This is a genomic window from Arthrobacter sp. StoSoilB5 (assembly GCF_019977235.1).
Lineage (GTDB): Bacteria > Actinomycetota > Actinomycetes > Actinomycetales > Micrococcaceae > Arthrobacter.
Window position 1 is genome coordinate 3,280,150 of the sequence record NZ_AP024646.1, and the last position, 25,578, is coordinate 3,305,727.

General features: G+C 61.5%; 23 protein-coding genes. 8 read left to right on the top strand and 15 right to left on the bottom strand.

What is annotated here, in order from left to right; all coding sequences use genetic code 11:
• Positions 1-54: 54 nt before the first annotated feature.
• The 5 genes from ruvB to pdxT all read right to left on the bottom strand — a co-directional run bounded on the left by ruvB (position 55) and on the right by pdxT (position 3,922).
• Positions 55-1,131, bottom strand: coding sequence for a Holliday junction branch migration DNA helicase RuvB (gene ruvB / locus LDN75_RS14755; protein WP_223933029.1), 1,077 nt, complete (start codon positions 1,129-1,131; stop codon positions 55-57).
• Positions 1,124-1,768, bottom strand: a complete 645-nt coding sequence (gene ruvA / locus LDN75_RS14760) for a Holliday junction branch migration protein RuvA (protein ID WP_223933030.1) — start codon at positions 1,766-1,768, stop codon at positions 1,124-1,126. The genes ruvB and ruvA overlap by 8 nt, the downstream gene beginning before the upstream one ends.
• 69 nt (positions 1,769-1,837) lie before the next feature.
• Positions 1,838-2,416, bottom strand: coding sequence for a crossover junction endodeoxyribonuclease RuvC (gene ruvC, locus LDN75_RS14765; RefSeq protein WP_223933031.1), 579 nt, complete (start codon positions 2,414-2,416; stop codon positions 1,838-1,840).
• Positions 2,417-2,461: 45 nt separating this feature from the next.
• A complete protein-coding gene (locus LDN75_RS14770; RefSeq protein ID WP_216925538.1) occupies positions 2,462-3,217 on the bottom strand; it encodes a YebC/PmpR family DNA-binding transcriptional regulator in 756 nt (251 codons plus the stop codon).
• 3 nt (positions 3,218-3,220) lie between these two features.
• Entirely contained in the window at positions 3,221-3,922 is a 702-nt protein-coding gene (gene pdxT / locus LDN75_RS14775; protein ID WP_223933032.1) for a pyridoxal 5'-phosphate synthase glutaminase subunit PdxT, read from the bottom strand.
• 113 nt (positions 3,923-4,035) lie between these two features.
• Between pdxT and LDN75_RS14780 the strand changes: the two genes are divergently transcribed.
• Entirely contained in the window at positions 4,036-5,367 is a 1,332-nt protein-coding gene (locus tag LDN75_RS14780) for a Mur ligase family protein (protein ID WP_223933033.1), read from the top strand.
• Positions 5,364-6,104 (top strand): glutamine amidotransferase, encoded by a 741-nt coding sequence (locus LDN75_RS14785; protein WP_223933034.1) that lies wholly within the window; start codon positions 5,364-5,366, stop codon positions 6,102-6,104. Before LDN75_RS14780 ends, LDN75_RS14785 begins: the two co-directional genes overlap by 4 nt.
• Before the next feature lie 3 nt (positions 6,105-6,107).
• Here the strand turns inward: LDN75_RS14785 and LDN75_RS14790 are convergent, their stop codons facing one another.
• On the bottom strand, positions 6,108-7,343 hold the full coding sequence (locus LDN75_RS14790) for a CapA family protein (protein ID WP_223933035.1): 1,236 nt from the start codon (positions 7,341-7,343) through the stop codon (positions 6,108-6,110).
• Between the two features lie 83 nt (positions 7,344-7,426).
• On the opposite strand from LDN75_RS14790, the gene LDN75_RS14795 reads away from it, so the two are divergent.
• Positions 7,427-9,439, top strand: a complete 2,013-nt coding sequence (locus LDN75_RS14795) for a M3 family metallopeptidase (protein ID WP_223933036.1) — start codon at positions 7,427-7,429, stop codon at positions 9,437-9,439.
• 89 nt (positions 9,440-9,528) lie between these two features.
• Here LDN75_RS14795 and pdxS read toward each other — a convergent pair whose 3' ends face one another.
• From pdxS to LDN75_RS14830, 7 genes are all read right to left on the bottom strand, one after another.
• Positions 9,529-10,455 (bottom strand): pyridoxal 5'-phosphate synthase lyase subunit PdxS, encoded by a 927-nt coding sequence (gene pdxS, locus LDN75_RS14800; protein WP_211712266.1) that lies wholly within the window; start codon positions 10,453-10,455, stop codon positions 9,529-9,531.
• Positions 10,456-10,669: 214 nt separating this feature from the next.
• A complete protein-coding gene (gene pgsA / locus LDN75_RS14805; RefSeq protein ID WP_223933037.1) occupies positions 10,670-11,296 on the bottom strand; it encodes a phosphatidylinositol phosphate synthase in 627 nt (208 codons plus the stop codon).
• A complete protein-coding gene (locus LDN75_RS14810; RefSeq protein WP_216925531.1) occupies positions 11,286-11,879 on the bottom strand; it encodes an HIT domain-containing protein in 594 nt (197 codons plus the stop codon). The genes pgsA and LDN75_RS14810 overlap by 11 nt, the downstream gene beginning before the upstream one ends.
• A gap of 18 nt (positions 11,880-11,897) precedes the next feature.
• Positions 11,898-13,907: a threonine--tRNA ligase gene (thrS, locus tag LDN75_RS14815; RefSeq protein ID WP_223933038.1), complete on the bottom strand. Its 2,010-nt coding sequence runs from the start codon at positions 13,905-13,907 to the stop codon at positions 11,898-11,900.
• 141 nt (positions 13,908-14,048) lie between these two features.
• Positions 14,049-17,600 (bottom strand): DNA polymerase III subunit alpha, encoded by a 3,552-nt coding sequence (dnaE, locus tag LDN75_RS14820; RefSeq protein WP_223933039.1) that lies wholly within the window; start codon positions 17,598-17,600, stop codon positions 14,049-14,051.
• A 3-nt stretch (positions 17,601-17,603) separates the two neighbouring features.
• A complete protein-coding gene (locus LDN75_RS14825; RefSeq protein WP_223933041.1) occupies positions 17,604-17,948 on the bottom strand; it encodes a DUF6504 family protein in 345 nt (114 codons plus the stop codon).
• A gap of 100 nt (positions 17,949-18,048) precedes the next feature.
• Entirely contained in the window at positions 18,049-19,104 is a 1,056-nt protein-coding gene (locus LDN75_RS14830; RefSeq protein WP_223933043.1) for an FAD-dependent monooxygenase, read from the bottom strand.
• 58 nt (positions 19,105-19,162) lie between these two features.
• On the opposite strand from LDN75_RS14830, the gene LDN75_RS14835 reads away from it, so the two are divergent.
• Complete coding sequence (locus LDN75_RS14835; protein WP_223933044.1) at positions 19,163-19,702, top strand: TetR family transcriptional regulator; 540 nt, start codon at positions 19,163-19,165, stop codon at positions 19,700-19,702.
• 46 nt (positions 19,703-19,748) lie between these two features.
• A complete protein-coding gene (locus LDN75_RS14840) occupies positions 19,749-20,138 on the top strand; it encodes a hypothetical protein (RefSeq protein WP_223933046.1) in 390 nt (129 codons plus the stop codon).
• On the opposite strand, the gene LDN75_RS14845 is transcribed toward LDN75_RS14840, so the two are convergent.
• Complete coding sequence (locus LDN75_RS14845; RefSeq protein WP_263422397.1) at positions 20,139-20,885, bottom strand: SOS response-associated peptidase; 747 nt, start codon at positions 20,883-20,885, stop codon at positions 20,139-20,141.
• Between the two features lie 166 nt (positions 20,886-21,051).
• Here LDN75_RS14845 and LDN75_RS14850 point away from each other — a divergent pair, with 166 nt between their 5' ends.
• The 3 genes from LDN75_RS14850 to LDN75_RS14860 all read left to right on the top strand — a co-directional run bounded on the left by LDN75_RS14850 (position 21,052) and on the right by LDN75_RS14860 (position 23,168).
• Complete coding sequence (locus LDN75_RS14850; protein ID WP_018777778.1) at positions 21,052-21,309, top strand: mycoredoxin; 258 nt, start codon at positions 21,052-21,054, stop codon at positions 21,307-21,309.
• Positions 21,310-21,447: 138 nt separating this feature from the next.
• Positions 21,448-22,533 carry an S-(hydroxymethyl)mycothiol dehydrogenase gene (locus LDN75_RS14855; RefSeq protein ID WP_223933050.1) on the top strand — a complete coding sequence of 362 codons (1,086 nt, stop codon included), beginning with the start codon at positions 21,448-21,450 and terminating at the stop codon, positions 22,531-22,533.
• A complete protein-coding gene (locus LDN75_RS14860; RefSeq protein WP_223933052.1) occupies positions 22,530-23,168 on the top strand; it encodes an MBL fold metallo-hydrolase in 639 nt (212 codons plus the stop codon). Before LDN75_RS14855 ends, LDN75_RS14860 begins: the two co-directional genes overlap by 4 nt.
• On the opposite strand, the gene LDN75_RS14865 is transcribed toward LDN75_RS14860, so the two are convergent.
• Positions 23,165-25,498 carry an FdhF/YdeP family oxidoreductase gene (locus tag LDN75_RS14865; protein ID WP_223937592.1) on the bottom strand — a complete coding sequence of 778 codons (2,334 nt, stop codon included), beginning with the start codon at positions 25,496-25,498 and terminating at the stop codon, positions 23,165-23,167. The two genes, LDN75_RS14860 and LDN75_RS14865, sit on opposite strands and share 4 nt — an antisense overlap.
• Positions 25,499-25,578: the final 80 nt, after the last annotated feature.

The window sequence follows — 25,578 nt, forward strand, 5'->3', positions numbered from 1 at the left end:
CTCGAACGTGCCGAGCGTCATACCAGTCTAGTGGGAAAAGCTGAATACAGCGTGTTAACCGATGGTATCTACGCTTTCGGCGTGGTTTTCATCCTCGTCAAACAGCGCGAGGGTCTCCTGGCCGAATACACCTGCCGGCACAGCGTAGCCAAGGTGCGTCCAAGCTGGTGCCATGGCGATACGGCCACGAGGGGTCCGCCCCAGCAGTCCTTCGCGCACCAAGTATGGTTCGGCAACGGTTTCGACGGTTTCCGGCTCTTCGCCCACGGCGATGGCCAGAGTTGAAAGACCCACGGGTCCGCCGTTGAACTTGGTAATCAATGCTTCAAGGACCGAGCGGTCGAGGCGGTCCAGGCCCCGTTCATCTACCTCGTACATGTCCAGGGCAGCAGACGCCGACCGCGCGTCAATTTGTTCGATTCCGTGGACAAGGGCCCAGTCGCGGACACGGCGGAGCAAGCGGTTTGCGATACGTGGCGTGCCCCGGGATCGTCCGGCAATCTCCGTGAATCCGGCTGAGTTGACCTTCAGGTCCAGCAATCCAGCCGAGCGGCGCAGTACGAGTTCCAGTTCGGCTACGGAGTAGAACTCCAGGTGCCCCGTAAAACCGAAGCGGTCCCGCAAGGGGCCCGGCAGCAGGCCGGCGCGGGTGGTGGCACCGACGAGGGTGAAGGGTGGAAGTTCAAGGGGAATCGCAGTTGCGCCAGCACCCTTGCCCACCACGATGTCCACGCGGAAGTCTTCCATGGCCATGTAGAGCATTTCTTCGGCCGGGCGGGACATACGGTGGATTTCGTCAAGGAACAACACCTCGCCCTCGGACAACGAGGAGAGGATCGCCGCGAGGTCGCCGGCATGCTGGATGGCTGGTCCGCTGCTGATCCGCAATGGTGCGTTCATCTCTGCGGCAATGATCATGGCAAGAGTCGTCTTGCCCAGACCGGGAGGCCCTGAGAGCAGTACGTGGTCAGCGCTCCGGCCCCGCATCCGCGAGGCTTCAAGCACCAAGGAAAGCTGCTTGCGGACACGGTGCTGGCCCACAAAATCATGAAGGTTCTTCGGCCTGAGTGCGGCCTCAATGACCCGTTCCTCCGGCTCTTCCCCTCCGGCGACGAGGGATTGCTCAGCCACGGGTGCCTACACGGTTTCCGGCGCGCGCGCCGTCCTGGCCCAACCAGCGCAAAGTAGCCCGGAGGATCTGCGCCACATTACCGGCGTCAACAAGTTCGGGTGAATCCGCCATTGCTTTGTCGATACTGCCCGCGGCGTCCTTCTCGGACCACCCCAGACTGGTCATGGCAGCTACCACCTGGGGCTTCCATTCCACTGTATTGATGACTGCAGGCGCTGTTCCTGTGCCCGTGCCGTGCGGGACCAGCTTGCCGGCCAGTTCAAGGACTATCCGCCCAGCGACCTTGGGCCCGATGCCAGGGACTTTGGTGAACGCCTTGCCATCGCCGGTGTGCGCCGCAACCCGGATCGCTTCGGGCTCGTGCACCGCAAGCACGGCCAGAGCCAAACGTGGACCGACGCCGCTAACGCTCAGCAGGACATCGAAAACCTCGCGTTCATCGTCATCGGCGAAACCGAACAACGTAAGGGAATCCTCACGGACGATCATGGAGGTGAAGAGCTTCGCCTCAGTGCCGACTTTCAGGTTGCTCAAGGTCTGGGGAGTAGCGAAGACGCTCATTCCCGCACCGTTGAGGTCGATCACGGCGGTCGACAAGCCAACGTGGGCTACTGTTCCACGGAGAAAACTGATCAAGACCCGGCTCCTGAGATTAGCAAACTATCCGAACATATCTACGAATACCCTAGCAAGGGCTACCGACAATCAGCGTGCGCGGCGCGCTTTCGCTTCTGCTTCAGCCCACGCACGTTGCGCCGGCGTGAGCGAATCCTTGCCGGAGGAAGCATTAGGCGCACCCATTCCGCTACCCGCCCGCCATGCGTGGGTGAGCGCCAGGGCAAGGGCATCCGCCGCATCCGCCGGCTTTGGCGGAGCGTCCAACCGGAGAATTTTCGTAACCAATTTAGTGACCGCGTCCTTATTGGCTGTACCGCTTCCGGTCACGGCCGCCTTGACTTCAGAAGGCGTGTGCAAGGCAACAGGGATACCGCGACGCGCGGCCGCTGCGATGACAACGCCAGAGGCTTGGGCCACGCCCATCACCGTGCTGACGTTCATCTGCGAAAAAACGCGCTCGACGGCGACGACGTCCGGCTCGTGAAGATCGAGCCACTCGTCAATGGCCTGTGCGATGACCAAAAGCCGCTTGTCCAGCGTCAGCTCCGCGGAAGTGCCGACGACACCAACAGCCACCATGGTGGCTCGCCGGTTCCGCTCGATATCCACCACACCGATGCCGCAACGGGTGAGGCCCGGATCGACTCCCAATACGCGAAGAGTCAAGTCCGGGCCTCCCTGTTTGTTGTCAAAATAGACGTGCTGCCCCGCCTAGTCGGCGTCGAGGGCAGCCTGCACTTCCTCGCTGAAGTCGGCGTTGCTGTAGACGTTCTGGACGTCGTCCAGGTCTTCCAGCGCATCCACGAGCTTCATGAACTTCCTGGCACCATCAATATCGAGGTCCACCTGCATGGAGGGCACGAATTCAGCTTCATCGGATTCGTACTCGATGCCGGCATCCTTCAAGGCGTCACGGATGGCCTGCAGGTCCGAGGGCTCGGAATGGACTTCCCAGTTCTCGCCGCTGTCCTTGACTTCTTCTGCGCCTGCGTCCAGGACGGCCATCAGGATGTCGTCCTCGCTCAGACCGTTCTTCGGCAGCACCACGACGCCCTTGCGGGTGAAGAGGTAGCTAACCGAGCCGGGGTCGGCAATAGTGCCACCGTTGCGGGAAATCGCGAGCCGAACTTCTGAAGCCGCACGGTTCTTGTTGTCGGTCAGGCACTCGATCAACAACGCCGAGCCCTGGGGACCACGGGCTTCATACATGATCTCGGTGTAATCGACCACTTCGCCCGTGAGGCCGGCCCCACGCTTGATGGCGCGGTCGATGTTGTCGTTGGGAACCGAGGTCTTCTTCGCCTTGGTAACAGCGAGTTCCAGGCCAGGGTTGCCGGCGAGGTCCGGCCCGCCCATGCGGGCAGCAACTTCGATGTTCTTGATCAGCTTTGCGAACGACTTTGCACGCCGGCTATCAATGATGGCTTTCTTGTGCTTGGTCGTCGCCCATTTGGAGTGGCCTGACATGCTTTACGCTTCTCCTCTGATCATTCGAATAAAGAGTTCATGCACGCGCTTCTCACCTGTCACTTCCGGATGGAAAGAGGTGGCCAGCAGCTGGCCGGAGCGCACTGCAACAATTCTAGCCAATCCGTGCAAAGTGGCGGTGTGGCTGGCATGCTCCGGATCAACCTGGGCCAGGACTTCAACTCCGGGGCCAACCCGTTCAACCCAAGGTCCACGGATGAAGACTGCGTGCACCGGATCAACGCCCTGCTCCCCTGCGCTGAAGTCGAGTCCTTTGAAATCAAGGTCGGTTTCAAAGGACTCGCGCTGGCGGCCGAAGGCATTGCGGCGCACGGTGATGTCCAGCCCACCGAAGGTCTGCTGCGGGTTTCCGTCCAGGTCCGTGGCGGGATCCGCAATCTCATCGGCAAGGAGAATCATGCCGGCACAGGAGCCATAAACGGGAAGGCCGTCGGCGATGCGTTTCCGGAGCGGATCGGCGAGTTCGAAGATCCGTGAGAGTTTGTCGATCGTGGTGGACTCCCCACCAGGGATAATGAGGCCGTCAACGTCATCCAGCTCAGCGGGGCGACGGATGCCCACACCCGTGGCGCCTGCGGCTTCCACGGCGTGGATGTGCTCGCGGAAGTCGCCTTGGAGGGCCAGTACGCCGATCCGGAGTCCTGCACCCACGCGTGATGAAGCGTCGGAAAGGGGGTTGGTCATTCGACCATCATAGTGGCCCGGTCCGGCAAACTCCTCCGGAGGACAAGCGAGGTGACCAACCGGAGGGGCTTCCACGCCAAGTTCCATGCCTTAACTGGGATATATTACAGAGCATGTTTTCCTTCAGCGTTCCCCTCGGCAAGCTGGTCCGCACACTGTCCCGGCTCCGGGGTGGCGGCTCTGCTTTCCCCGGCTTGGTGGTCGAAAAAATCGATCCCGGTTTCATGCAGAGAACGCTGTCCAGCCTTCCCCATGGCGTGGCCGTTGTCAGCGGCACTAACGGGAAGACCACAACCACCAAGATGGTAGTCGAGCTCTTGGAAAGCCAAGGCCTGAAGGTCTTCACCAACCGCACCGGCAGTAACTTCACCCGGGGCGTAGCCGCGTCCCTCCTCGGCGATGTTGACTGGCGTGGCCGCCTCGACGCCGATGTCGCCATCCTCGAACTCGACGAAGCACACGCCGTGCACTTCGTGAACAAGGTCCCACCGCGTTTCAGCCTCTTGCTGAACGTCCTTCGGGACCAACTTGACCGGTTCGGCGAGATCGACAAGACCGCCCGCTTGCTCGAACACATTGCACTGAAGACCACGGATACAGTGGTGTTGAACCGTGAAGACCCACGCGTGGCACGCATTGCCAACGTCCTGAACGTTCCGGGGGCCGTCCACAATCCCAGCGTCCGTTACTTCGGCCTGGATGAGTCACTCCGCAGCACGTTCCCCAACGACGACGATATGCGAACCGCCACCACCGGACCGTCTTCCCCGAATACGCCGGCCCCCGGCACCGCGGGTGAGGTATCCGACGGCCCTGCCGCCGACGTCGTGCTCCGCCGCGTGGGTGCGCAGGATGCCGACTTCGAGTTCGACGGCGAAACGGTCACCACGGGCATGAAACTGCGCGGCGTCTACAACATCTTCAACGCGGCGGCCGCCCTCTCCCTGGCCAGGGCCATCCTTGGCACGGGGGCCGTGGACACTCCCAAACTGGTCAAAGCCCTGGGTGATGTCGCTCCCGCTTTCGGTCGCGGGGAAAGCCTCACGGTGGATGGCCAGCCGTTGGAACTTGTGCTCGTCAAGAATCCCAGTGGATTCCGGCTCGGGCTTAAGTCCTTCCCTGCCGGCGGATACGCCACCATGATCGCCATCAACGATAATTATGCAGATGGCAGGGACATGTCCTGGCTTTGGGACGTTGACTTCGAGTCCCTGAGGGAAGATGGCGTTGAGGTCCTTACCGGCGTCCGCGCCTACGACATGGCCTTGCGCCTGCAATACGACGAGGTTCGCTTCGGCACGGTCGAGACCGACATCACTGCGGCCCTGCACGCGTTCATCGACGGCTCGCGAGGCAAGCCCAAGCGGATTTTCTGCACTTACACTGCCATGCTCGCGATCCGCCGCGAACTGGCCAAAATCACCATAGTTGAGGTGGTCTCATGACCTCGGAAGCACAGCCCGCCAAAGGAACCGTCCGCGTCCTCCAGCTGTACCCGCGGGACATGAACATTTACGGCGACTGGGGCAATGCCCTGGTCCTCCAGCAACGAATCAAGTGGCATGGCTACACTCCGGAGCTGCTCGAATACAACGTTGGCGACGAGTTTCCCGGCGACATTGACATCATCGTGGGTGGCGGCGGGCAGGACAGCGGCCAGCTGGTTATTCAGGATGATCTTCAGGCACGCGCCGATCATTTGCGGGCCCTTGCGGATGATGGCGCGCCAATGCTGGTCATTTGCGGCCTTTACCAGCTATTCGGGAAGTTCTTTAAGACCAGCGCGGGCCCCGTCATTCCGGGCATCGGCATTCTTGACGTCGAAACCCACGGTACCGACGAACGGCTTATCGGCAACGTGACCCTCAAGTCGCCGGAGTTCGGGGACGTCCTGGGCTACGAGAACCACAGCGGACAGACCACGCTGGGCCCCGGCGTCGAACCCCTTGGGACCGTCACCAAAGGTGCAGGAAACAACAGCAAGGACGGCCACGAGGGCGCCCGCTACCGCAACGTCGTGGCCAGTTACCTGCATGGTTCGTTGCTGCCCAAGAATCCGGCGATAGCCGACTTCCTGATCCGAACGGCAGTGGAACGGAAATACGGCACCTTCGTGCCTGGAACGCCCGACGACGACTATGCCCGCCTCGCGCGGGAACACGCCGCCCGCAGGCCCCGGTAGAAGCTATTTTTCCTTGGTAATCAGCAACTCGTGGGCGCCTGCAGTTGCCGCGCCCATCGACTCGACCACCGCTTTGGTGCGCTCGTGGGTTTCTGCATCGGCTGCCGGCGAAGCGCAGACTCCCTGCGGTGCGTCGCTGGCTACCGAGCACCACCGGTAGGGATCCCGAACAATCACAGACGGCGCCCACGCGAGATCGGACGCAGCCCAAACGCCAGCGGCATTCTGACTGAACTGGGCCCGGACCAGCAGCCCCTCGTTGTTGACCACATACCAGGGCGACAATTCAGTGACTCCGTTGCCCAGTCCGTAGACAATCCACGTACCCTTGTAATTTTCGATCGGCAGCACGGAGTGCGTGTGGTGTCCGTAGACCATGGTGAATTGGCCACTGTCCACCAACGCGTGGGCGACTTCCTGCTGCTGGGCATTGGCCTCGCTGGCATACTCATCACCGGCGTGCATGACGCCCAGGACGATATCCGCCCCGAGGGCACGGGCTTTGGTGGCTTTCGCAATCATGGCCGTGGGGTCCAGCTCGTCAACAAGCCACGGGTACTCCGGAATTTGTCCGTTGTGACCGTAGGTGCCAACGATGACCGCAACCGTGGCGGCGTCGGTCTTGAGCATCAGGATTTCCTGTGATGCAGCTTCCGTTCGGTACGAACCAGTGTGCTTGAGTCCGGCAGCATCCAATGCGTCCAGCGTCCGGAGCAACCCTTCAGTCCCCCGGTCAATAGTGTGGTTGCTGGCCGTGGTGCAGGCTTGGTACCCGACGTCCTTGGAGGCGGTAACGATCTGCGGCGGCACATTGAAGGAAGGATACGCGGAGAACGGACCCTCCGGAGTGGCTACAGGAGTTTCCTGATGGCATATGGCGAGATCGCTGTTCCGGATGTAGCGGCGCTGGCCTTCGAGGAGCGGTACGAAGTTGTACCCTGGCTGGCCTGCGGCGGCGGCATCGGCCCGGGCCTGCTGCCATAGCTGTGTATGGACCAGCATGTCGCCGGTCACAGTGATGGACGTACAGCGCAGCTCTGGACAGGCGGGTCCCTTGCCAGGGGTAGGCGTCGGCGTCGGCGTTGGTGTGGATGTTGCAGTCACGGGAGCGGTAGCGGCGCTGCTCTTCTCCCGGGAATCGTTATCTGCGATGACTCCACAGGCCGTCAAGGACAACGCACATACTGATGCCGCAAGCAGGCCGACCATTCGTCGCCCGGAAGAAGTGATGTACCCCATAACGGCAATCCTACGGCGCCAAGTGGAGTGGATCCTGGCGAGCCACTCTTGAGGACACGATTCTTAAGTGAAAGAGTCGCTTCATGACCAATCCTCTGTTGAGCCCCAGCCCCCTGCCTTTCGGGCTGCCACCTTTTGAAGCAATCACCACTGAGGACTACGCCGAAGCCGTCGAGTCAGGACTGGCCGAACATCTCCAGGAGATCCAACAGATTGCCGGGAACCCCACCCCGGCCAATTTCGAGAACACTGCCCTGGCCATGGAACACTGCGGGCTTTTGCTCAACCGTGCCGCGGCTGCGTTCTTTACACTCGTATCGGCCGATGCATCGGAGGCCATCAGGGAGTTGGAGACTGGGTTGTCGCCCAAGTTTGCCGCACACCAAGACGCCATCTATATGAACCGAAGCTTGTATGAGCGCTTCACGGCCATTGACACCACAGGCCTGGATGCCGAATCCGACCGTCTGGTGCAGGAGTACCTCAAAGAGTTTCGGCAGTCCGGCGTTCAACTGGACCACAATGGACAGGCGCGGCTCCGGAAAATCAACGCCGAACTCTCACGTCTGGGCACCGAATTCGGCCAACGCGTCAAGGAGGCCATGAAGGCTGCATCACTTCTCCTCGACGACGACGCGGACCTGGCTGGCTTGCCCGCCGAAGATATCGCAGGCGCTGCCGAGGCCGCCAAAGCCGGGGGTCACGACGGCAGGTACCTCCTGACGTTGATCCAGCCAAGCAACCAACCCGCCCTCGCCTGGCTCGAAAACCGGGCCATCCGGCGTCGGCTGTTTGAAGCCTCCCTCGCGCGGGGAACCGACGGCGGGAGCCTGGACGTCCGCGATCTGGTGACGGCAACAGTCCGTTTACGTGCGGAGAAAGCGAGCCTGCTGGGCTTTCAAAACTTCGCGGAGCTCGTGGTGGACCAGCAAACGGCCCCGGACTTCGAGGCAGTGCGGGCAATGCTGGCACGGTTGGCACCTGCAGCGCTCGGAAATGCCCAAACCGAGGCCCAGGCTTTGGCCGAATCCGCGGGTCATTCGCTGGAGCCCTGGGACTGGGCCTATTATTCCGCCCAGGTTCGGCGGGAAAAGTACCACGTGGACGAACAGGTCATCAGGCCCTATTTCAGCCTTGAAACGGTCTTGGCTGAGGGTGTCTTCTTCGCGGCGAGCCAGCTCTACGGCATCACGTTCCATGAACGGCTGGACCTCGCCGGGTACCACGAGGACGTCCGCGTATGGGAGGTCCGGAACGATGACGGCAGCAGCCTGGGTCTCTTCCTTGGAGACTATTACAGCCGCGAATCCAAGCGCGGAGGAGCCTGGATGAACTCGCTCGTGGAACAGTCGCGGCTCCTTGGCACACAGGCCGTGGTGATCAACAACCTCAACATCACCAAGCCGGCACCGGGTGAGCCGGCACTCCTCTCCCTGGACGAGGTCCGGACGCTATTCCATGAATTCGGGCATGCATTGCACGGCTTGTTCTCGGACGTGACTTATCCCCGGTTCTCCGGGACGTCCGTACCTCGCGACTTCGTGGAATACCCGTCGCAGGTCAACGAGATGTGGATCATGTGGCCGGAAGTACTGAAGAACTACGCCCGCCACTACGCCACAGGCGAGGCGCTTCCCCAGGAGATCGTGGACCACATCAACGAATCACTGCTGTGGGGTGAGGGATTTGCCACCACGGAATACCTGGGGGCAGCGTTGCTGGATGTGGCATGGCACGTGCTGTCCGCGGAGGACGTCCCTGCGGACGTGCTTGCCTTTGAAGCCAAGGCCCTCGCCGCCGCCGGCATCGCACACCCGCTGATTCCGCCGCGCTACCGCACCGGCTACTTCCAGCACATCTTTGCCGGAGCCGGATACGCTGCCGGCTACTACTCGTACATCTGGAGCGAGGTCCTGGACGCGGACACCGTTGAGTGGTTCAAGGAAAACGGCGGCCTGACCCGCACAAACGGCGAGCGGTTCCGTCGCGAGCTGCTCGCCCGGGGAAACAGCCAGGATCCGATGGAATCGTTCCGGGCGTTCCGCGGCAGGGACGCCCAACTCGAGCCGCTCCTGAAGCGGCGCGGACTGGAGTAGAACACGACGCCGGCCGGCCACCTCGGAAGGAGGTGACCGGCCGGCGGCATACTTCTTTTGCTGTTACCAGCCGCGCTCTTCTTTTGCTGTTACCAGCCGCGCTCTGCGAGGCGGTGGGGCTGCGGGATTTCGTCGACGTTGATGCCGACCATCGCTTCGCCCAGGCCGCGGGAGACCTTGGCGATGACGTCGGGGTCATCGTAGAACGTGGTGGCCTTCACGACGGCGGCAGCGCGCTCGGCGGGGTTGCCGGACTTGAAGATGCCGGAACCGACGAACACGCCGTCGGCGCCGAGCTGCATCATCATCGCAGCATCGGCCGGGGTGGCGATGCCACCGGCGGTGAACAGCACTACCGGGAGCTTGCCCGTGGCCGCGATTTCCTTGACCAGCTCGTACGGGGCCTGCAGTTCCTTGGCCGCAACGTACAGCTCGTCCTCGGGAAGGGCGGCGAGCTTGGCGATCTCGGCACGGATCTTGCGCATGTGTCCCGTGGCGTTGGAAACGTCACCGGTACCGGCTTCGCCCTTGGAACGGATCATCGCCGCGCCCTCGTTGATGCGGCGCAACGCCTCACCCAGGTTGGTGGCGCCACAAACGAAGGGAACGGTGAAGTTCCACTTGTCGATGTGGTTGACGTAGTCGGCCGGGGTCAGGACCTCGGACTCGTCGATGTAGTCGACACCGAGGGACTGCAGGACCTGGGCTTCGACGAAGTGGCCGATACGGGCCTTGGCCATGACCGGGATGGACACGGCAGCGATGATCTGATCGATCATGTCGGGATCGGACATCCGGGACACGCCGCCCTGGGCGCGGATATCGGCGGGCACGCGCTCAAGCGCCATGACCGCCACGGCACCGGCGTCCTCGGCGATGCGGGCCTGCTCGACGTTAACGACGTCCATGATGACGCCGCCCTTGAGCATCTCCGCCATGCCCCGCTTGACACGGCTGCTGCCCGTGACGCTGTTCGCGGACGAACCGGCTTCGTTGCTTACATCTGGTGTAGACACAAAAACCCCTATGGGTAGATAAACGACCTTTTGCCGGAGGCTCGCGCAGCCACACGACCGCAATCAGCGCACACCGGATTTTCAGGTCAAGGTGACCAAGTACTAGTAATAGTAGTCGCACGTTGCCGGGTGGCAGTACATTCATTACCACCTTAGGCGGCAAAGAACAGGGCCACGGTAGGACACCTGCACAACTGCGGCTACCGGGCTCTGGTCAGATGCCAGTTCCCTCGGCTTCGGCCATGGCCTGCTTGCGGACCGTCGCCATTCTTTGGACGATAGTGACCACACTGGCGAGGGCGAGCAGGATCAGGGTCGCGAAGAGCACCACCGCCGGAAGTCCCAGCCCTGTCAGTCCGGCTATGAGAAGCACGGAAGCCAACCGCTCCGCACGTTCGGCAATGCCAACGCTGGCCTGATAGCCCAGTGATTCTGCCTTGGCTCGCGCATAGGAAACCACCATCCCCAGTACCAGGCAAATGACAGCGGCAGTACCGATCGCAGCGTCCTCACCCCCGGTGAAGAACCAAATGGCCAACCCTGCAAAGATGGCACCGTCCGCTAAGCGGTCCAAGGTGGAATCGAGGAAGTTCCCCCAGCCCCCGCTCCGGCCCTGCAAGCGGGCCATAATGCCGTCCACGACGTCCGAGAACGCGAAGAATGCCACCCCCACCGAACCCCACCACAGGTATCCCAGCGGATACAGGACCAGTCCGCCCAGGATGACTCCTGCTGTACCAGCAACTGTCACTGCGTCTGGACTTATGCCGACTTTGAGGAGCCAACGCGCCAAGGGTGTGAAAAGGGAAGTAAAGAAACCACGCGCATGCCTATTGAGCATTCGACTCCCCCGGCCAGGCCTCGGCCACCAGTTTGCGGACTTCGTCGAGTGTCTGCGTAATGGCCTTGGTCTGGGCGATGATGGGGAAGAAGTTTCCGTCCCCACCCCAGCGCGGTACAACGTGCTGGTGCAAGTGCGCGGCGATTCCTGCTCCACCCGTAACGCCTTGGTTCATGCCCAAGTTGAAGCCGCTCGGGTTGGAAACCTTGCGCAGCACGCGCATGGCTGTCTGCGTGAGCTCGGAGAACTCCGCTGTTTCCTCCACTGTGATGTCCGTGTAGTCCGGAACATGGCGGTAGGGGCAGATCAGCAAGTGACCCGGGTTGTACGGGAAAAGATTGAGCACTACGTAGCAGGTCCTGCCACGATAAACGATGAGGGACTCCTCATCGCTACGGGTGGGCCCTACGCAGAACGGGCAGTCGTCCTTGTCCTTGAACTGGTCCTGCCCGCCCTTGATGTAAGCCATGCGGTGGGGAGTCCACAGGCGCTGAAAAGCGTCCGGAACACCTGCCAGGCCGAAGTCATCGGTTACTTCGGCGTCGCCCGGAAGGTCAGCTGCTGCGCCTGTGTTCTCCTGCACCGTCTATTGTCCGTTCCGTCAGCTTTCGCGGTTCTTGACGGCGTCCACGATTCTGCGGACCGCCTCTGCCACGGGCACGCCATTGTCCTGGCTGCCATCGCGGAAGCGGAACGAGACAGCACCTGCTTCTGCATCCTCACCGCCGGCGATCAGGACGAACGGGATCTTGTCCTTGCTGGCCGTACGGATCTTCTTCGGGAAACGGTCCGAGGAGATGTCCACCTCGGCACGGATTCCCGCGGCCTTCAGCTGGTCAACGACGTCGAACATGTAGTCGTTGAACGCCTCAGCGACAGGGATGCCCACCACCTGGACGGGAGATAGCCACGCCGGGAAGGCGCCGGCGTAGTGCTCCGTGAGAACACCCATGAATCGTTCGACCGAACCGAAGAGGGCACGGTGGATCATGACGGGACGCTGGCGCGATCCATCCGCTGCCTGGTACTCCAGCTCGAAGCGTTCAGGCAGGTTGAAGTCCAACTGGATGGTGGACATCTGCCAGGTCCTGCCGAGGGCGTCCTTTGCCTGGACGGAAATCTTCGGGCCATAGAACGCTGCTCCACCCGGGTCCGGTACCAGGTCCAGCCCGGACGCTGCGCCAACCTCGGCGAGTGTGCGGGTTGCTTCCTCCCAGGCGGCGTCGTCACCCACGAACTTTTCCTCGTTCTTGGTGGAGAGTTCGAGGTAGAAATCGTCCAGCCCGTAGTCCTTCAGGAGGCCAAGGACAAAGTTCAGCGTGGTGGTCAGTTCGTCCTTCATCTGCTCGCGGGTGCAGTAGATGTGGGCGTCGTCCTGTGTCATGCCGCGGACACGGGTCAGGCCGTGCACCACGCCGGATTTCTCGTAACGGTAAACCGAACCGAATTCGAACAGGCGCAGCGGAAGTTCGCGGTAGGACCGGCCACGTGAGCGGAAGATCAGGTTGTGCATGGGGCAGTTCATCGGCTTCAGGTAATAGTCCTGCGCAGGCTTCCGCACGGTGCCGTCTTCGTTGAGCTCTGCATCCACCTGCATCGCCGGGAACATGCCGTCCTTGTACCAGTCAAGGTGGCCCGAGACCTCGTAGAGGTGTCCCTTGGTGATGTGGGGGGTGTAGACGAACTCGTAGCCGGCGTCGACGTGGCGCTGGCGGGAGTAGTCCTCCATGGCCTTGCGGATAATGCCGCCCTTGGGGTGGAACACAGGAAGGCCCGAGCCGAGTTCGTCCGGGAACGAGAACAGGTCCAACTCCACACCCAGCTTGCGGTGGTCGCGGCGTTCTGCCTCAGCGATGCGTTCCTGGTAAGCCTTGAGGGCTTCCTTGGTGGGCCATGCTGTGCCGTAGATTCGCTGCAACTGCTGGTTGTTCTGGTTGCCCAGCCAGTACGCGGAGGACGAGCGTGTCAGTGCGAACGCGTTGGAGATGATCTTGGTGTTGGGCAGGTGCGGTCCGCGGCAGAGGTCGCACCAGACACTTTCGCCGCTCTTGCGATCCACATTGTCGTAAATAGTGATGTCGCCAGCACCGACTTCAACGTTCACGCCTTCACCGGCGTCTGCGGCGTCGTTCTTCTTGCCCAACAACTCCAGCTTGTAGGGCTCGCCAGCCATGGCTTCGCGGGCTTCGTCTTCGGTGACCACGCGGCGAACGAACTTCTGGTTCTGGTTGATGATCTTCTGCATCATCTTTTCCAGCTGGCGCAGGTCTTCCGGCGTGAACGGCTCAGCGACGTCGAAGTCGAAGTAGAAACCGTCGGTAATGTAAGGGCCGATGCCAAGCTTGGCATTGGGCCGCAGCTGCTGCACGGCCTGGGCCATGACGTGTGCGGTGGAGTGGCGGAGAACGTTGAGTCCGTCAGGGGATTCGATGGTGACGCCTTCAACGTCCGCACCCTCGGTGAGGACCTGGTCAAGGTCCTTCAGCACACCATTGACACGGGCAACAACGACGTCGCGGCGCTCAAAGAAGAGTTCCGCGCCGGTAGTCCCTTCCGTCACCTTGGTCTCTTCGCCATCGACGATGAGGGTGATCTGTTGGGCATCTGACACGGGTGTCTCCTATTCATAGTGAAGGCTTCATAGCTTGTGGCGTACGGGGACCACAGCCAGCCACCGTCAATCGTATCTGTTTCGACGAAGGCGGCCAAAGCAGCGCGCCGTCGCCTGGAATCAGCTTCCGGTCGCCCGGGATCAGCTTCCGAGGCCGGTGATGGCAAGGTTCCTGGAGATACCGTCAAGGGGCCCTGAGTGGGTGAATTCCGGAGGAAGCCCGACGCCGGGTGGCAGGACTTCTGCGTACGGCAGGGTCTCGGGGCGGCCAAGGTCCCAGGCCTTGCTTGCGCTTAGGCTGATTCCCTTGGGACCAGTTCGTCGCGTGGTTCCTCGAATCAGCAGCAGGCGGGTACCAAACAGGAGCGGACCCGATTCTTCCTGCGCTTCATGGAAGAAGACTGTGTCCACGCAGCCTGTACCGTCGTCGATGCTGATGAACACTACGCGGCGCCCCCCACGCATGGGAGGTGTCTGAGTTGCGATCCGGACGCCTGCCACCAGTACCTCGGTGCCGTTGCGAAGACCCAGGAGCTTATCCGCCGTGGTGACACCAAGCTTGTCCAGCAATGGCCTATGGCTTTCCATGAGATGCTCGCTCACATCCACAGCCATGAGATCAAGTTCTGCCCGCACGTTGTCCACCATGCTGGGCTCAGGTAGTCCAGCAGCAATATTCCGCAACTCCACATCACCAAGGGGCAAGGATAACTGCCCTTCAATGACGTCGTTGGCCTTCTTGGAGGGACTGGTCTGGAGAGCCTGCAAGTGCTGCACCAAATCGGCGCGGTTTGCTGTTCCTCCAGCATCCCGGTGCAGGGCGTCGAAGGCCCCGAGTTGAGCGAGCCTCTTGATATTCGGCTTGCTCACCCTGGCCCTGGCCCTGAGGTCGGCGAGGGAATCGTAGGGTTGCCCAGCCACGATCCGCTTAAGCTCCGCTCCCGAGAGGCCGTATATTCCGTTCAGGCTCAAGCGAATGCCAAGCCTGCCGGAGTCCTGGCCTTCCTGGATTCTTTCCACCCTGTATTCAGCCTGGCTGCGGTTAATATCCAAGGGCAGGATGGGAATGCCCAAACGGCGGGCCTCAGCAACCAGCAGGCGTTTGGGGTACATCCCGGGGTCGTGCTCCCAAAGCCCCGCCAGGAACGCTTCAGGGTGGTGGGTTTTCAGCCACGCCGATTGATAGGTGGGCACTGCAAAGGCAGCTCCATGGGCTTTACAGAAACCAAAGCTGCCAAAGGCCTTGAGGGTTCCCCACACTTTGTCCACGACGTCAGGTGAGTATCTCTTGATCGCTTCCCGGCGGAAGTACTTCTCCACTTCCGGTTCGTGGATCTCGTCACCCAAGGCCCGGCGAAACTCGTCTGCCCTGTCCAAACCGCACCCTGTCATGACGTGGAAGGTCTTCAGGATCTGCTCATGGAAAACAGTGACGCCATGGGTTTCCTGCAAGACGGGCTTCAGGTCCGGGTGGGGGTACACCTCAGGCGCGAAGCCATGCCGGTGCTCCAGGAACGGACGGACCATGTCCGACTTCATGGGCCCAGGCCGGAACAAGGAAATATCGATAATGAGGTCATTGAATTCCCGCGGTGCCATCTTCCCAATCAGCTCACGCTGGCCAGGAGACTCAATCTGGAAACAGCCCAACGTATGCGTACTGCGAATCAACTCATAAGTGGGCTCGTCGTCGAATGGCACTGCATTGAGGTCAATCCGCCCGTCCTCCGCAATATAGTCCGGACCTGTGCTTCCCGGCTCCACAGGATGGCGGCCCGCCGCCACTACCTCTGCCTTGGAAGGGTGCAGGCGGATAACCTCCCGCACCGCAAACGCCATGGCACTTTGCATCCGCACACCCAGGACATCCAGTTTGAGCATTCCCATGGGATCCATGTCGTGTTTGTCGAACTGGCTCATGGGTAGCCCCAAACCGCTGGGCTGCACCGGTGTTCTGTCCAGGAGCGTGGCGTCCCCCAGGATCACCCCGCAGGGGTGCATGGAAATGTGCCGTGGAAGGCGATCCAACCTTTCAGTGAGATCCACCAGCAGGTCCAGCTGCTGGTTTTCCTCCATGCCTCCCGGCCCTCCGCGTCCAGACTCCACACGCCCGGCAAACTCACGGAGTTCAGGCTTTTCAACCAACGCTTCCCTGAATTTGCGGGCTGAGAACCGCCACAACTGCTTGGCGATTTCGCCGATTTCAGCCTCGTCCATGCCAAGAGCCATGCCGGCGTCCCGGACAGCACCGCGGGCGCGGTAACCGTTTTGCATACTCATCAGGGTCACCCGTTCCGCTCCGAAACGCTCGAAGATCTTCCGGTAGACGTTGTGCCGTTCGGCGCTTTCGACGTCGATGTCAATATCAGGAAGGGTTGACCGGCGCCCCGAGAGGAATCGTTCAAAAATGAGGTCATGCCGGATCGGATCAACTTGGCTGATGTCGATCAGGTAGTTAACCAAGCTCGAGGCCCCGGAGCCCCTGGCAGCCACCCGGACGCCCATTTCAATGATCATCCGGGACACTTCGGCCACTGTGAGGAAGTAGGAGGCAAAACCAAGCTTGCCGATGATTCCGAGCTCATGTTCCAACCGCGAGCGCATCTGCCCTTCCGCATCGCCTTTGATGCCTGGGAAGCGCCGGGTGATTCCTGCCTCGCACCGTTGGATGAGTTCCACCATGGGGTCACGATCGATGCCAATGATGGAGGCTTCAGGGACAACGGGCTTCTTCCATCCCATGTCCAGGATGGGATCGATGCGGCATTTATCGGCGAGCGCTTCTGTGTTGGAGAGCAGTTTGTTCAGCCCGGCTGCTCCTTGCCCTGCCGCGCCCATGATCTCTTTACCGAGTTGGAGCATTTGTTGGGCGTTCTTCAACCAGCCCTGCCCTGTTGGTTGTAGTGGACCTGTTGGTTGTAGTTGACCTGCTGGCTGGAGCAGGGGGGCTGCGGAAAGTTCGGGGAGGGATTTTAGTGTGCGGGCGGAGTCCAGGACGTCCGCGGTTGGGGCGCCATCCTGGGCGCAGTAGCGAACGGCGTTGCTGAGGATGGCGGGGATGTTGTATTCAAGGGCGAGCTTGAGCATGCGCACAGCGTGGGCTGTGCTGAGGGGTTCTCCAGGGGCGCTCAGGTGGGATACGGCCTCGGCAACGATAGTCCCGGGCGGCATGGCGTCAATCCATTGTTTGAAGAGTGTCCGGGGCCGAAGATATTTCCGCCCTCCCATGGCACGACCCACATCGGAGTCTGGTCCTATGAGGACGGTAAGCACGGGTTTGAGGGTTTTTGGGTCCAGTGTCCTCGATGCGAGTTCTGCCCTTGTTACGGCGACGGGCACCACTCCCCCGGCCTTGCCGGAGGTGCGGGCATGGGCGTCGGAGACGAGGCGGCAGAGGGCGCGGTAGCCGGCGCCGTTGTTGTTGCCGTGGGCGAGTACGACGACGCGGCCCGCAACTTGGGTGCGGTGGTCGCCGTCGTCGTCGAAGATGGCGAGGTCCACTCCGATGATGGGGTCGATGCCGGCGTCCATGCATGCTTTGAGGTGTTTGATGATGCCGTACAAGCCGTCCCTGTCTGTACAGGCGAGAGCTGTTGCGCCGTCTGCTGCTGCGGACTGGGCAAGTTCGTCTGGCCAGGAAACGCCGTAATGGGCGCTGAAGGCTGTGGAGACGTGCAGGTGTGTGAAGTTCAAGGTTCAGGCGGCTTCGTCTGGTTCGACTGCCCGGGCCGGTGCGGCGTCGTGGATGCGAAGGAGCCGCCAGCGGCCGCTGGCGAGATGCCGGACGAGGTCAAGGGTTATGGCCTTGCCGGATTGCCCTTCATCCTGTGGGCGCTGGAGTTGGACCCGCCAGATTTCGTGGTCTACCAAGCCTGCGCCGCTTCCTAGAGGGGCCCTGCTTTCTTCCACCCACCATTGGCGCCGCTCGTACCACCGGATGGGTTCGTTGGTGACGACGTAGTGGATTCCTTTCCACTGGATTGCTTGTGGCCTTCCCGTTTCCGTGCAGATGACGTCCACGGACTCACTGAAAAGCCCCATATCCACACTCCTTGCCTGGGGGCATCGCCCTGGATCAGCAAAATCGCTATTCGAATGTATGTTCGAATATATCCAGTTTACGTCGCTCCCCCGACAAAACCTACTGGGAAGTTTTGCTCCCTGGGGACGCCTTGGACTTCCGCCTGGCAGTAAGTTCGAGCAACTTGTCACGCAGGGGTTGGGCACTCTCTGCGAGCGCGACGCGCATCATCAGGGATGACCCGAGGCGGAATTGCTGGGTCCGAAGCACACGTTGACGGTTGTAGGCAGTGAGGGCCTGGTCCAGGGGCATGGTATTGACCAGCTTTCCCAGGGTGACGGCGTCTATCAGCGATTCGCAGGCGCCCCGCCCAAGGTTGGGCGCCATGGCGTGGGCCGCGTCTCCGATGAGGACAACATTGCCCCGCGAATAGCGCCATAGCGGCGGGGTGGTCCAAATGCGTTGTGCCAATGACGTTTCGGGCGTCGCCGTATTCAGGACATGCTGGATGCCCGTCGCGTGCTTGGAGTAGCGGCGTCGTGCCAAATCAAGGGCGTCGCCGACGTCGATTCCTTCAGGTCCCATGCCGCTGCGGAAGGACGCGTACCAGTTGGTTCCGCCGCTTGATGGGCCGATGCCAAAGAGATCCCCGCGCCCCCAGTACTCACCTATGCTTTCGCTGCCCGGGTCTTCTGGAATGACGCCCCGAACGGCGAGGTAAGGGGTCAGCTTGGCGGCACACCCCTGGCCCCACACGGAGCGCCGCACCATGCTGTGCACCCCATCCGCCGCTACTGCCAGGTAGGAGTCGCCTGGAACCGCGTCCACCTTTCCGTTTCGCCTCTGGACCGTCGGGGGCACGGCGGAGTCGAGGAACCGCAGGAGCGTATGCCTGGCGACCCCCACAAGGTTCTGCCCCTCCACGCTTATCCACGGAGTGCCTGCGGAGCTCCTGAGTGCACCGCCTTTGATGAGGGGGCTGTTTTCCCGGATGGCGCCAAGGATGCCCAACGAAGCCAGGGCTTCCTGGGCCTCGGGCCACATGGCCAGGGTTGTTCCCACCGCTGGGAGGTCAGCCCGCTGTTCGTGCACAGTGACGTGGAACTGGCTGGGATCAAGGGTTCCTGCAAGGGCGAGGCCCGCTATGCCCCCACCGACGATATCCACCTTTTTCATGCCGCCACTCTACTACTACATTTGTAGTAATTGGGAGGTTAAAGGCTAGACTTTCGCCATGCCGGACAGACGAACCAGCCTTGCCGACGCGGCCCTCGCCGTGGTGGCTGCCAAAGGCCTCAAGGGACTCACCCATCGGGCCGTTGACGCCGAAGCGGGCGTCGCCGTCGGAACTACTTCCAATTACTTCCGCAACCGTGCCGCTTTGGTAGCTGCCGCCGTCGACCGCGTTGAAGAACGCGATTCGCTCCTGCTGCAGCAGCAGGGCGGATCCGAAATCCCGACGTCGGTAGCCGTCCTGGCGGAACAGCTCGCCGGGGCACTGCTCGCGCTGGCAAAAAACCACGCTGAACTGACCAGGGCACGATTCGCCTTTGCCTTGGACCAGCCCGACGTTGTGGCCGCCGGGCACCAAAGAATGCTTTCAGCCCTTGAACAGATGCTGGGTTCCATGGGAATGACTGACGCAAGGGCCCGCGCTGAAGCGGTATCGGACTACGGTGACGGGTTGGCCATGCACCTCCTGACTGCCCGCCGCGGACAGGACATGGACCGATCCACCGTTGCGGCCAACGTTCGCCGCCTCTTGGAGGGATGAGGGCAAAGGGGTGGACGCGGGCGGGTCCACAGAGCAGGATTGTGGCATGAGTACCAATGACGCACTCCTGAAGCAGGTCAGCATCTCCGCCGACGATGACAACCTCGTTGCTCGATTCGAAATCGAAGGCAACATACCGGGCTCCGGCGCCTACGTCGTGGGCCTTGTTGCCGCAAGCGAGGACTATTCCTCCCAGCGCAGGCTGGGCATTGAGTTCATGAACGGAGAAGCGATCTCGTTTTACTCCTTCAACCATTCACTCAGTGCCGAGGAAAACTACGACATCAAGGGCGTGGAACACTCCGGCAACGTGATCACGGGAAACTTCCCGATGTCGGCCATACATGGACTGAGTAAAGGCCACGTCATGACAGCCTTCAGCGAGGCGGACGGGCGCGAGTTCCAGGCCGGCGTGCCGGTCACGGAATCGCTCTAGCTAGAAAAGGCCCTCCACCGGTTCGATGAGTTCCGGTGAGTTGTTCCGGACATTTCCGACCGCTGCCCCGACGGCGTCGAGCGTCCAGTCAGCAGCGGCATCGTGCGCCCTTGAGCGCACCATGTCCACCAAACCGGCCGCATCGTCCTGCCGTGGATCCAGCCAGGCTTCCATGGTGTCCCGGCTCATGGGCAGGGGAACCCGGTCATGCAAAGCGGTCAGCTCGTCAAAGACGGAAGCGCTGCGCCGTGTACGGGCCGATTCGGACGTGGGCGTATCGGCCGTGATGATGGACATGGACAGCAGCCAACGGGCGGGGTCGTCATTGGACATCGACTGGTCCCGCCACCACTCATAAAGGCCGGCGAAGACCAGCCCTTCGCCGTTTGCCGGATGCACGTAATAGGGCTGCTTGCTTTTGCCTTCGCCCTTCTTCCACTCGTAATAGCCATCGGCAGGAACAGCGCATCGCCTGGCCACGGCGGCCTTTCGGAAGGACGGCTTCTCCAGGAGAGTTTCACTGCGGGCATTGATGAGGCGCGCGCCGCCTTTGGGATCTTTGGCCCATGAGGGAACCAACCCCCAGCGCGCAACATGCAGCTGCCGTTTCAATCCATCGTCCACGAGCCTTTCCAGCACAATCGGAACAGCATCCGTTGGAGCCACATTCCACGATTTTTCGAGGGCGATCTCATTTTCAAGCTCGGCATCAAAGTCGGCCAGCAGATCCCCCACGGCACGGGCCATTACATAACGTCCACACATGGGAACAGTCTGCCGCGTGGTTCAAGGACACACCAGTCCGGAATGTGACGTAACCCCGCTTCCCGGCCTCAGGGGAATTATTGGGCTGCGGGTTACGGTTGATACCAACGAACCACCCGTGAAAACGACCCAAACTGAGGAGAGCTCTGTGGATTTCACTCCCGACTCCGGCACCATCACCATGTTCTCGACCACCTGGTGCGGCTACTGCAACCGCCTGAAGAAGCAGCTGGACGCCAAAGGCATCGGCTACACCGAGATCAACATCGAAGAAGTGGATGGCACGGCCGAACTCGTCGAGCAGCTCAACGGAGGCAACCGCACCGTCCCCACCGTCCTCTTCCCGGATGGAACCGCAGCAACCAACCCTTCTGCTTCGGAAGTTGAAAGCCGGCTCGCCGCCTAAGCTGCGCCTGAAGCCTCGCTGGGTCCGCACGGAACAATCCCCGCACTGTCTGCCACCTGTGATAGACAGAATGGGAATCCGTAGCGGGCCCAGCTGTCTTAAGCCGGCCCGCTCTCCGCGAGTCCGAAGGGAACATTAATGGTCCATGCAGTCAAAGGTGTCGTCGTGCGTTCCAAAGGCGCACCCGCCACCCTCGAAACAATCCTGGTTCCCGAACCCGGCCCCGGCGAAGCCCTCGTCGACATCCTTACCAGCGGTGTTTGCCACACCGACCTCCACTACAAGCTCGGTGGCATCAGCGACGACTTCCCGTTCCTGCTGGGCCACGAAGCCACCGGCGTAGTCAGCGCAGTCGGCCCCGACGTCACCGACATCACTCCGGGCGACCGCGTCGTCCTCAACTGGCGTGCCGTCTGCGGCAACTGCCGCGCCTGCAACCGCGGCCAGGCCCAGTACTGCTTCAACACGCATAACGCCACCCAAAAGATGACACTCGAAGACGGCACCGAGCTTTCGCCTGCACTGGGAATCGGCGCCTTCATCGAAAAGACCCTGGTCGCCGCCGGGCAGTGCACCAAAGTAGACCCCGACGCCGATGCCGCCGCCGTAGGGCTGCTCGGCTGCGGCGTCATGGCAGGCTTGGGCGCTGCCCTCAACACTGGCGGCGTCAAACGCGGCGATTCGGTTGCCGTCATTGGCTGCGGCGGCGTCGGCGTGGCAGCAATCGCCGGAGCCGCACTCGCAGGCGCAACCACCATCATCGCCGTCGACATCGACGCCAAGAAGCTTCAGCGCGCCAAGGACCTGGGTGCCACACACACCGTCGACTCCTCAGCCGGGGATCCCGTGGAAGAAATCCGTGCGCTCACCGGCGGCTTCGGGGCAGACGTGGTGATTGACGCCGTCGGACGTCCCGAAACCTACAAGCAGGCTTTCTACGCCCGCGACCTCGCAGGAACGGTCGTCCTGGTGGGCGTTCCCACACCGGAAATGACCCTTGAACTGCCTCTCCTCGATGTCTTCGGACGCGGTGGATCACTCAAGTCGTCCTGGTACGGGGACTGCCTGCCCTCACGCGATTTCCCCATGCTCGTGGACCTCTACAAGCAGGGCAAACTGGACCTCGATGCTTTCGTCACCGAACGAATTACCATCGACCAAGTTGAAGAGGCATTCGACAAGATGCACCACGGAGCCGTCCTGCGATCGGTGGTCGAGCTGTGACTGAATCCACCATCACTATCGATCGCGTCGTAACCTCGGGGACATTCTCCCTGGACGGCGGGACGTGGGACGTTGACAACAACGTCTGGATCATTGGCGACGACACCGAATGCATCGTCATCGACCCCGCCCACAACCCTGCAGCCGTCCTGGAGGCAGTGAACGGGCGCACAGTAAAAGCCATCCTGCTGACCCATGGCCATGACGACCACATCAGCTCGGCCGGAGCATTCTGGGAACTCGTCAAGGCACCCATCCACCTGCACCAGGACGACTGGATGCTGTGGCGCGCGGTCTTCCCCGAGGTGGATCCTGACGACTCGATCGTGGACGGCGAGGAATTCAAGGTTGCCGGCGCCACCTTGAAAGCGATCCACACTCCGGGGCACTCGCCCGGCTCGGTGTGCTTCTACCTGCCTACGGAGGGGACACTCTTCAGCGGAGACACACTCTTCCAAGGCGGCCCCGGCGCTACGGGACGCTCCTACAGCGATTTCCCCACCATTATCGATTCCATCCGTACGCGGATCCTGTCACTGCCTCCGGAAACGGTAGTTCTCACAGGTCACGGAGACTCCACCACGATCGGCGCAGAGTTGCCACATCTGGATGAGTGGATCGCACGCGGCCACTAAGGCCTGTGCCCCTGGCCCGCTGCCGCCTCGAAAACCGGGGCGGCAGCCGGCTCCAGCCGGATAATCACAGACTTCGATACCGGCGTATTACTGCCTTCCGCAGTTGAATCCAACGGGACCAACACGTTCGCCTCCGGGTAATAGGCCGTGGCGCAGCCCCTGGCACTGGGGTACGCCACTAAACGCAACTGCCGCAGCACACGGTCGACGCCGTCGTCGGCTTCGCTGTGCACATCCACGTAGGCACCATCCTGGAAACCCAACCCAGCCAGGTCCTCCGGATTCACCAACAAGACCATGCGGCCCTTCTTGATGCCACGGTAACGATCGTTCATGGAGTAAGTGGTCGTGTTGAACTGGTCATGGGAGCGCACCGTCTGAAGGAGCAGTCGTCCGGCCGGTATTTCAATGGTTTCCAGATCATTCACCGAAAACACGGCTTTACCTGTGGGGGTAGGGAAGGTACGCGAGTCCCTGGGGCCGTGCGGAAGGACGAAGCCGTCGCGCTCTCGGATGCGGGCATTGAAGTCATCAAATCCAAGCACCACATGGGAGATGTGGTCACGGATGGTGTCGTAGTTACGCCTGAGGCCCGGCCAGTCCACCGGAACTTTGTGGTCAAGAACCGCCTCAGCCAGCCGGCTGACGATCGCCACCTCGGAGAGGACATCCGTAGCGATAGGCTCCAGCGTCCCGGCGGAGCGGTGCACTGCACATACGGTGTCCTCTACAGTGACAAACTGCTCAATCCCGTCCTGCCTGTCGATTTCGGTGCGGCCAAGAGTAGGAAGGATCAATGCCTGCTCTCCAACCACCACGTGTGAGCGGTTCAGCTTGGTGGAGATCTGAACTGAGAGCCGGGTCTTCCGAACAGCCTGCTCGGCGACCGAGGTGTCCGAAATCGCATGAACCAGGTTGCCGCCCAGCGCGATGAGCACCTTGATCCTGCCGTCCCGCATTCCACGGATACTGTCCACCGAATCAACCCCGGCCTTTCGTGGCGGGTCAAAGCCAAACTCATCCTGCAAGGCGTCAAGGAACCGTGGTGGCATTTTCTCCCAAATGCCCATGGTGCGGTCACCCTGAACATTGCTGTGTCCACGGATTGGAGAGGGTCCAGCCCCCGGTTTTCCAATGTTGCCGCGGAGCAGAAGGAGATTAATGATCTCCTTGATGGTGGAAACCGCCTTCTTGTGCTGGGTCAGTCCCATGGCCCACGTGATGATGACTTTGTCCGCGTGGATGTACCTGTCAGCAAGTTCATCGATTTCTGTGCTGCGCAGGCCGGTGGCGGCAAGAACGTCCCGCTCCTGCAAGGTTGCCAGGTGCGCGGCGAATCCAACGAACCCCTGGCAGTGCTCATCAATGAATGTGCGGTCCAGGACAGAACCGGGTGCCGCCCGTTCGGCATCCAGGACGCGCTTGGAAAGGGCCTGCAGCAGTGCCATGTCCCCGGCGAGCCGGATCTGCAGGAATTGGTCCGCCAAGTCGGTTCCCTTACCAACGATGCCGCGAACGCGCTGCGGGTTCCGGAAGTTAATAAGCCCGGCCTCAGGCAGCGGATTAACAGCGACAATGGACGCACCCGCGAGCTTGGCCTCCTCCAACGCCGTCAGCATCCGCGGATGGCAGGTTCCCGGGTTCTGCCCCATGATGATGATCAGATCCGATTTCGCGAAGTCCGTATACGTGATGGCCGATTTGCCCACCCCGATGGTTTCGCCCATTGCTACGCCCGTGGACTCATGGCACATGTTGGAACAATCGGGAAGGTTGTTGGTCCCAAAAGCCCTGACGAAAAGTTGGTACAGGAACGCTGCTTCGTTGCTGGTCCGTCCACTGGTGTAAAACGTGGCCTCACTCGGATCATCAAGCGTGTTCAATTCGTTCGCAATAATGCCGAAGGCCTCTTCCCAGCTGATGGGCGCATAGTGGTCCGCCCCTGCGGCCTTATATACAGGCTCCACCAACCTGCCCTGTTGCCCCAGCCAGTACTCGGAACGGGATTCCAGCGAAGCCAGCGGGTTCCCCGCCCAGAACTCCGTGGGGATCCTCAGGGGCTCGGCTTCCCACCCGATGGCCTTGGCACCGTTTTCGCAGAATTCAGCAGCCTTGCGTTCCGGCGGATCGGGCCAAGCACAGCTCATGCAGTCAAAACCGTCTTTTTGATTGACGGCTGTGAGCGTCTTCCATGCGCGGGAAGGGCCCATGTGGGCCATTGCATGGGGCAGGGTTTCGCTGAGGCTGGGCAAACCGGCGGCCGACCGCTTGGGCTCGCTGACGCTCAGGTCTACGTCGGTATCCTGAACTGGGTGCTTCTTCCGGCCCATCATTCCACCAGGTTTCGTGTGGTTGTGCTCCTGATCCCCTCAGCGTAAACCCGGCTCCCAGCACGCTCAACAACGGTGGA